7 protein-coding genes are annotated in these 8,000 nt (G+C 69.9%); 3 read left to right on the top strand and 4 right to left on the bottom strand.

Annotated elements, in window-relative coordinates; genetic code table 11:
* Window positions 1-18 precede the first annotated feature (18 nt).
* Window positions 19-429, top strand: a complete 411-nt coding sequence (locus C1I98_RS31125) for a polysaccharide deacetylase family protein (RefSeq protein WP_199537341.1) — start codon at window positions 19-21, stop codon at window positions 427-429.
* Here C1I98_RS31125 and C1I98_RS31120 read toward each other — a convergent pair.
* Window positions 426-680, bottom strand: coding sequence for a hypothetical protein (locus tag C1I98_RS31120; protein ID WP_146607746.1), 255 nt, complete (start codon window positions 678-680; stop codon window positions 426-428). The two genes, C1I98_RS31125 and C1I98_RS31120, sit on opposite strands and share 4 nt — an antisense overlap.
* A 69-nt stretch (window positions 681-749) precedes the next feature.
* Between C1I98_RS31120 and C1I98_RS41940 the strand changes: the two genes are divergently transcribed.
* Window positions 750-1,034, top strand: a complete 285-nt coding sequence (locus C1I98_RS41940; protein WP_158558250.1) for a hypothetical protein — start codon at window positions 750-752, stop codon at window positions 1,032-1,034.
* A 316-nt stretch (window positions 1,035-1,350) separates the two neighbouring features.
* On the opposite strand, the gene C1I98_RS31110 is transcribed toward C1I98_RS41940, so the two are convergent.
* Genes C1I98_RS31110 through C1I98_RS44535 form a run of 3 tightly spaced genes read right to left on the bottom strand, consistent with a single transcriptional unit; the run spans window position 1,351 to window position 5,869 of the window.
* On the bottom strand, window positions 1,351-2,931 hold the full coding sequence (locus C1I98_RS31110) for a glycosyltransferase family 2 protein (protein WP_158558249.1): 1,581 nt from the start codon (window positions 2,929-2,931) through the stop codon (window positions 1,351-1,353).
* A complete protein-coding gene (locus C1I98_RS41935; RefSeq protein ID WP_158558248.1) occupies window positions 2,928-4,817 on the bottom strand; it encodes a glycosyltransferase family 2 protein in 1,890 nt (629 codons plus the stop codon). The genes C1I98_RS31110 and C1I98_RS41935 overlap by 4 nt, the downstream gene beginning before the upstream one ends.
* Window positions 4,814-5,869 (bottom strand): class I SAM-dependent methyltransferase, encoded by a 1,056-nt coding sequence (locus C1I98_RS44535; protein ID WP_233508339.1) that lies wholly within the window; start codon window positions 5,867-5,869, stop codon window positions 4,814-4,816. The genes C1I98_RS41935 and C1I98_RS44535 overlap by 4 nt, the downstream gene beginning before the upstream one ends.
* Before the next feature lie 886 nt (window positions 5,870-6,755).
* Between C1I98_RS44535 and C1I98_RS31100 the strand changes: the two genes are divergently transcribed.
* Window positions 6,756-8,000, top strand: a 1,245-nt coding sequence (locus C1I98_RS31100; RefSeq protein WP_111170943.1) for a dicarboxylate/amino acid:cation symporter, incomplete at its 3' end; no start/stop codon positions are given.

Genomic DNA, 8,000 nt, shown 5'->3' with positions numbered 1-8,000 from the left:
AGATGTGTATAAGCGACAGTGACCGAGGATCGGGTACGGCGGCTCGCCGCGGCCGGGCACGAGATCGGCGGGCACACTCGCACCCACGCCCGCCTCACCGAACTCCCCCTGGACGCCCGCCGCCGCCAGCTCTGCGACGACCGCGCCGCCCTGACGGCCCTGACCGGCACCGACATCCGCTCGGTCGCCTACCCGTACGACGCCACCGACCCGGCCACCGAACGCCTCGCCCGCGAATGCGGCTTCCGCCACACTCGCCCCCGCGCCGCCCTCACCGTCCTCGACACCACCACCCCGGCCACCCTGCGCCACCACGCCACAAAGGGCGGCACCTTCGTCTTCCACAAGATCTGCCATGCCCCCTGCGGCCGCTACGCCATCGACCCCAAGGTCCTAGCCGACTTCCTCAGCTGGCTGACGGCCCGCTAGGCACCGGGTCTCTCGGCGAAGAGTTCTTCGGTGGAGGAGATGGTGAGGCATCGCCGTGCCCATATGTCCATCAGTGTGGGGTCGGTGCAGGTGGTGATGCGTTCGCGGTCGGCATTGCTGAGCGGAATCCCACGTTCTGTGAGGATGCTCAGCAGTACCGATGCCTTCCCCTCCAGCCTGCCCTCTTCCCTGCCCTTGCCGTAGTGCTCGCGGGCGAAGGGGCTGTTCACGGGCCATGTCGTGGAGCTCATGATCTACTCCATGAGTTTCCGGGCGGCCAGTGGGGCCATACCACATGCGTGTTCATGGTATCGCGTAGCGTGACGATCATCAGGGTTTTTGCAGCCGTCCATGAGCGCCCTGACGACCTCTGGGCGGTCGGCGCGGGCGGCGAAGGAGAGAAGGGCGAGTTCGCCGTGATCGCGGACCTGGGACGGGTCGGTGATGGCGGGAATCTCCCTGGGGCCGATGGCCACCGGGGTGAGGGTGTAGTCGCGGAGGGAGGTGACACGGGTTTGGCGGCCCAGGTGGCGAGGGAGCGGGTGGGGCAGACGACGGCGACCGTGATGGGGCGGTCGAGCTGGAGCCACAGGGCGGCGGCGTAGCGGGCCAGGGCCTCTGGTTTGCCCGGCTCGCGGTGGAGCTGGATCTCGATGACGACGCCGTGCTGGGGCTGTTCGCCGCGGTGGCCGAGGGTGATGACCTGTCGGCGCGGAAGTCGCGGGACGGGCGGTCGTTGAACTCGCCGAGGGCGAGCAGGGCCGGATATTCGCCGGGGAGCTTGACGCCGAGCTGGTCGCGGAGGAGTTCCACGGCGAACTCGGGCCGCTCCCGGAACAGGCCGTTGAGCGTGTCATGAATCTTGGACGGCATGTCACTGAAAGCCACATGATCGATACTTTACGTGAGAGGCGTTCGCTTTCAGCGAAATAGGCGGCGCCGCCGTACATGGGAGGAGGACGCACGTTCCGCGCGCAGCCGGTCCAGTTCCTCGGTGAGCTGGGCGACGCGCAGCGCGAGACGTTCGTTCTCGGTCTTCAGACGGCCAGCCTCGGCGCGGCCGGGTCCGGCGCCAGAGGTGTCCGGCTTGGGCTCCTTGGCGTCCGTGGCGGGCTGGAAGCCCCAGGTCGCGCCGTCCAGCCAGTACGTGCCCGCGACCTCCTCGACCACGTCGTCCAGGGCCTCGCCGGGGCCCGCGAGCAGCCGGGCGCGGGCGAACGCGCCGGTGTGCTCCAAGCGGGCCGTCACCACGACGTCCGTCTCGTCCAGCGCGATGCTGACCAGCCCGTACCCGTGCTCGGCCGCGTGCGCGAGCAGGCGGCGCAGTACGTTCGGGCGGGGCACCCACCCCGGCGGGCACAGCAGCCGGTACGGCACGGGCGCGGCCGACCTCGGCGTCCGATCCACGAACCGGACCCGTGGCTCGTTGCGATAAAGCCCGTGGATGAGCAGCAGGTCCAGGTTGGGACTGTGCTGCGGCGCGCGCCGGTCCTCGGCGAGCGCCCCCCACGGCCCGGCCAGCGTGACCCGTACGTCGGGCAGGTCACTGGCCAGCACGCCGTCCACCGTCGCCCGGATGTCCTCGTACGTCGCCCCCGCCGCCTCGACCGCCACGTCCAGGTACGGCACCATGTACTGCCGCCGCGGGTGCGTGCGCTGCCAGCGCATGTGCGGGACGAGATCGGGCACGAACACCGCGTTGTACCGGGTGACCTGCTCGCGGTCGCGCATCATCATGGACCGGCCCAGGTGCCAGCTCCGCGCGGCCGGCTCCAGGACGAACGCGGCGCCGTGCTGGGCGAGCCGGTAGCCGAGTTCGGTGTCCTCGCCGAGCACGAGTTCGGTCGCGAGCGGCCCGGCCGCGCGCAGCAGGCGGGCGTTGACCGAGGCGGCGTTCGTGATGTGGACGCGGTAGGCCATGTTCTTGGCCGTGCGCATGCCGTCCGTGCTTTCGGCCAGGTCGACGATCCACTGGTGGGGTTCGCTCGCGTCCAGGTCGAACAGCTTCTCGCCGGCCCCCGCGGACACTGCGGCGTGTACTTCGGCCGGGCCGGGCCACTCCTCGTCCACATACCGGACATAACCCATGACCACCAGGTAGTCCGCGAGGTGGTGCCAGCGCATGTGCGCCTCGACCTCGTCGTGATGGGTGACCATGTCGGCGTCCAGCCAGTGGATCACATGGCCCTCGGCGACCTCCAGCGCCGCGTTGCGGGCGTTGGAGCGGCCCCGGGAGTCCGGCGTGGTGCGCAGCAGGCGGGTGTTCTCCGGCCTGATCTGGCCGAGGGTGAGCGGCGGGTCCGTGCCGTCGTCCACGACGATCACTTCGAGCAGGTGGGCGGGGTAGCTCTGGGCCGCGAGCGCGGCCAGCGTGAGGTCCAGTTTGTCCTGGTGGCGGTAGGCCGCGATGACGACGCTGACCGGCAGGTACGGCTGCCGGTCGCCGATCTCGGGCGGCGACAGGATGGAATAGTCGTTGTGGCGGATACGAGGGGAGTTCACGCCTGCTCCATGAGTTCGCTCGGGCGGAAGCCGCGCCACTGCTCCTTGGCTCTGTGCAGGAAATAGCCGATCGGCTCCTGCCAGGTGTGGCGTCGCCGGGCCGACCTGCGGGCCATGAACCCCAGGCCGTGGGTGCGATAGATGCAGCCCCCCGCGCGCAGGAGGGCCGAGAAGAGTTCGATGTCCACCGAACGGGGGACCGGCCTGAAGCCGCCCAGCGCGCGCAGCGTCTCGCGGGAGATCAAAAAGGTGCCGCCCGCCACGTGGTCGGCCATCACCTCGCTGCTCCACCGCCGCCGGATGGTCACGTCGATCTGCTCCAGGTAGAAGAACTCCGAGGCCACCCCGACCAGGTCGGCGCCGCTGTAGCGGCGGGCGAGCACCAGGTCGGCCAGGTGGTCGGGCCCGTACCAGTCGTCGTCGTCCCATTTGGTGAGGTATGCGCCGGAGGTCCGGTCCACCGCGCGGTTCAGGATCTCCCCGAACGGCTTGGCCGCGTCCGCCGTGACGATGGTCAGCGGAAGCGGGAAATCGGCCACCGCGCCGGCCACCGCCTCCTCCGGCACCCCGTGCAGCCCTAGTACGACCTCGACGTCCACGCCGCGCTGTGCGGCGATCTGGCCGAGCGCGAAACCCACGAAATCGGGCCTGCGGGTGCAGAGCACCACGGAGATCGGCGGATCGGGCGGAATCGGCTTGCCGGCCGCCGCGGCGAGGGCGTGCCAGCGGGCGGTGGTGCCGTGCGCGCGCAGCGCGTGGCGGCGCAGCCGTACGCTGTGCTCCTCCCTGCGCAGGTCGTCGGCGATGTCGCCGGGCGTGGCCAGATGGGACAGGAGTTCGCCGCCGAGCAGCGGTTCCGCCCAGATGGGGGCCGGGCCGGTGGACACCAGCGGCACCCCCGCCGCCGCCAGCCCGGCGACCACGCGGGCCGCGGCGACCGGGCCGGTGTGCGCGGGGCGCCAGTTCAGCCGCAGGCCGCGCAGCGGACGCAGGCGGTCCACGTCGGCGTCGGCGACCAGCCCGGATTCGTGAAAGCGGACAAGTTCGCGGCCTTCGCTGGTCACGCCCCACACGCCGGCGTGGCCGGTCAGGTCCGCGATGTCCTGGGGCGGCTCGCGCAGGAAACCGCGCGGGTTGACCGACCGCTCGTCCACCGGCGGCAGGTGGTCAGGGGTGACCGCGGACGCGGCGCGCAGTACCGGGTAGCCGTCGGGAGCGCCGGCCTTGGTCCAGGCGGTGTCCCGCCACGAGGCACGCCCGGCGGCCGGTACGCGATCGTCCGGCCAGGCGGCCTCCGGGGCGCGAACGGCGAGGTCACTGGAGGGTATGCCGGACGGTTCCGGACGCCCCCCGACGGCGACGTCCGGATCGCCGGGCCGCCAGTCGGCCAGACCCGGTTCGCCGAGACCGGCGGCCGGCAGCGGATACGCCGCCAGGTGGAACCCCGTCCCTCCGGCCGCCACCGCGGTCACGATGTCACCGGCGGGCGTCTCCTTGCCGAGCCGGGTGGCGACCAGCCAGCCGGACGTGCCGTACCGGGTGATGTGGACCTCGCGCACCAGGCGCTGGCCGACCCCGCGCGCCAGCGCGACGTGCGGTGCGTCGTACCACGACGGCGTCGCGGTGATGGCCACCACGACACGCTTGACGGCGGGCAGCAGGTCCCGCAGCGAGACGATCCGCCGCAGGTCGGTGGGGGTGCGGGCGAGCACGATGACGGCTTCGGGCGCGCGGATCGTCCAGGGGGAGTCCGCGAGGTCGTCCGCGTCGGCCCACGAGATCGCCGCCTTGGGCAGCAATTCGGCCAGGACGTCACCGGCGTCATGGACACCCGAAACCACGGCGACGACCTTGGTCCCCGCCCCGACGATCCCGCCCGGGATCACGATGTACTCCGCCGGAACAGCATCGCGCCTTTCTCCGCGGCATAGGACGTGGCCGTGAGCTCGGGGTATTCACGCAGCCAGCGTTCGGCGATCCGCTGCTCGTCGGCGCGTACGGTGTCGTCGAGCACGAGCCAGGCGTCCGGCGCGCAGTGCGGCAGCAGCAGCGGCACCGCCGGGTACCGGGCCTCCGGGCCGGTCTGCTCCGGCGGGCCGTCCACGAAGACCAGACCGGCGTCGCTGAGGTCGTCCAGCGCGGTGGTGTCGTACCACGGCTGCCCCTGCCAGTCGGTCAGCGGCGCGTGCCGTACCTCGACGATCGAGTCGAGACCGTGTGCCGCCACCAGGTCTTGGGACGCGCGCGCGAACCGCTCCTCGTGTTCCAGCGCGACGATCCGGCCGCCGCCGAACCGCTCGATCGCGTACCCCAGCCAGATCGAGGACGAGCCGCTGCCGCACTCGATGACCAGCTTGGGCCGGTCGGCCGCGATCCGTTCCACCAGCAGCCGGATCACGTCGGGAGAGGCCGCCCACCCGCGCAGCCGGGGCATCGGGGCCCGCGGCTGGAGCATCGCGCGCAGGTCGATCATGGACTCGACCTGGTTGTACTCGGTACGCGCGCGCAACGCCCCGACGACCTGGTCACGGACCGCCCGGTCCACTCCCTCGATCGACCGCTTCACCTCGGCCAGCCCGGCATCGACCGTGCTCCGCTGCGCGTGGAGGGCCTTGGCCTGCCGCTTCAGCAGTTCGGTCTGCCCGGCCAGCTCCGCGCGGTCCTCGCCGATGGCGGCCACGACCGTGTCCACCCCGGCCCGCTGCCCGGCCGAGGTCTCCTCGAGCTGTACGGCGAGCGCGCGGACGCTGTCACGAAGCTGCGCCAGGGCCGCCTCGTTCCGCTTCACGCGCTGGTCGATGCGGAGCGCCTTGCCGTCGGTCCGTCGTACGACGAGCACGGCTACGGCGAGCCCGGCGAGCGCGGCAGTGGTCAGGGCGAGCTGGACCGCGTCGGTCCACTCCACGACCCCGGAGGCCGACGGTAATACCAGGCCCACGATCACAACGCCGCCGGTCAGGGCGGAAATGATCAGTAGCCGGCGTGTGGTCGGTGCGGGTAAACGTAGCCTTTCCACTCAGAGAGGATATGAGATGTAAAACGGAAGGGCAGGGCATCTCTACTAAGAGTTAGCTGAGAGCTACCTGATCCTCAACTGCCGCGGGGGCGGTTGTCCGTCACAGCAGGCACGGCCCCATCCCAGGCCACGGCGAGGAAAGGGATGCACGGCGGAGATTCGGTCACCGGCATGCCCGAAACCCTTGATCCAGCGACCGGAATGTGGTTCGGGGGTGGTCGGCGAGGCTCCTTAGTCCCGCCCTTGACCAGGATGTCCGGGGTCCATGGGAGCCGATCGCGACAACGTTCCGGAATCCCCGGACGGGCACATCGGCCTTCGGCCTCGCGATCCGCGATGGGCTCCCGCGGGCGGTGATCTCACCCGGCATCATCACAAGGATCTTCAGAACCACGCAGCCCGATGGACGCCGTCGCTGATCCTTCATAGGGACATCAGCCCCTTACATGGGCCTCCGCAAGCGTCTTCCGCCCGTTCGACGGGCGGAGCCCGCATCCCGGGCAAGAGGGAGAACCCGAGGGGCAGGGCGGTCTGTATGTCCGTTAAATGGGGAAACACCCTGTAAGGGTTTTCTCTCGCCGGGCAACGTGATAAGGATCACAGAAGATACCGGAATGTCCTATCTGTTGGGGAGGTTTGATCGCCTCGTGAGGTACTTCCCGGTGGTCGTACGGCTCGTGCATCGTCTGCACGTCGATCTCTGCCGTCTGAGCAGTCAGCTCTGTCGTTGAACGCAATCCCACTCCCTTACCCTCCCTCCCGCATGCCCACCCCAGTGTGAGCATGCTCTCCCGCCGGAGTCGCGTTCATGAAGAAAATCTCTTTCTCACTCCAGTTGCTGCTCGGTCTGGTGGTAGGCGTCGCGCTCGGGTTCGTGGCGCGTGCCGGTGATGTCGACTGGCTCACCGCCACCCTGACCGAAGCCGGTTCGATCTTCATCCAACTTCTCAAGCTCGCCGTTCCGCCGCTGGTCTTCACCGCGGTCGTGGTCAGCATGGCGAATCTGCGCAACGTCAGCGGGGCCGCCAGGCTCGCGAGCAAGACGCTGATGTGGTTCCTGATCACCTCGCTGATCGCGGTGGCCTTCGGCCTGGCCCTCGGGCTGATCATCAACCCCGGCCAGGGCATCAACATCTCCACCGCCGGAGCCGAGGCCATCGACCAGGAGGACGCCGGGACCTGGCTGGACTTCCTGACCGGCATCATCCCCACCAACGTCGTCACCGCGTTCACCGAGCTCAACGTCCTCCAGATCGTCTTCCTGGGAGTCGTCCTCGGTGCGGCCGCGCTGGCGATCGGTGAGAAGGCCGAGCCGTTCATCGGCTTCAGCCGCTCCGTACTCGAACTGGTGCAAAAGGCCCTCTGGTGGGTCATCAGGCTGGCCCCGATCGGCACCGCCGGTCTGATCGGCAAGTCGGTGGCCACCTACGGCTGGGACCTGCTCGCCCCGCTCGCCAAGTTCAGCGCGGGCGTCTACATCGGCTGCCTGCTGGTACTCGTGGTCAGCTACCCGCTGCTGCTGTCCTTCGTCGGCAAGGTCAACCCGCTCACCTTCTACCGCAACGCCTGGCCCGCGCTGGAACTGGCCTTCGCCTCACGTTCCTCGGTCGGCACCATGCCGCTCACCCAGCGGGTCACCACCGACCGCCTGGGCGTGGACCGCGACTACGCCGCCTTCGCGGTGCCGTTCGGCGCGACCACCAAGATGGACGGCTGCGCCGCGATCTACCCGGCGCTGGCGGCGATCTTCGTGGCCCAGGTGTACAACGTTCCGCTCAACGCCGGCCACTACCTGCTGATCGCGTTCGTCTCGGTGATCGGCTCGGCCGCGACCGCCGGCCTGACCGGCGCGATCGTGATGCTCACGCTGACTCTGAGCACGGTGGGCCTGCCCCTGGAGGGTGTCGGCCTGCTGCTGGCGATCGACCCGATCCTCGACATGATGCGCACCGCGACCAACGTCGCGGGACAGATGGTGGTGCCGGTACTGGTCTCCCGCTCCGAGGGCCGTCTCGACGAGGCCGTGTTCAACGCCCCGCCCCAGCCCCTGGAC

It is taken from the genome of Spongiactinospora gelatinilytica (assembly GCF_003236385.1).
GTDB lineage: Bacteria > Actinomycetota > Actinomycetes > Streptosporangiales > Streptosporangiaceae > Spongiactinospora > Spongiactinospora gelatinilytica.
The sequence above is the reverse complement of the archived record's forward strand: the minus strand, read 5'-3'. Positions and strand labels throughout refer to the sequence as shown.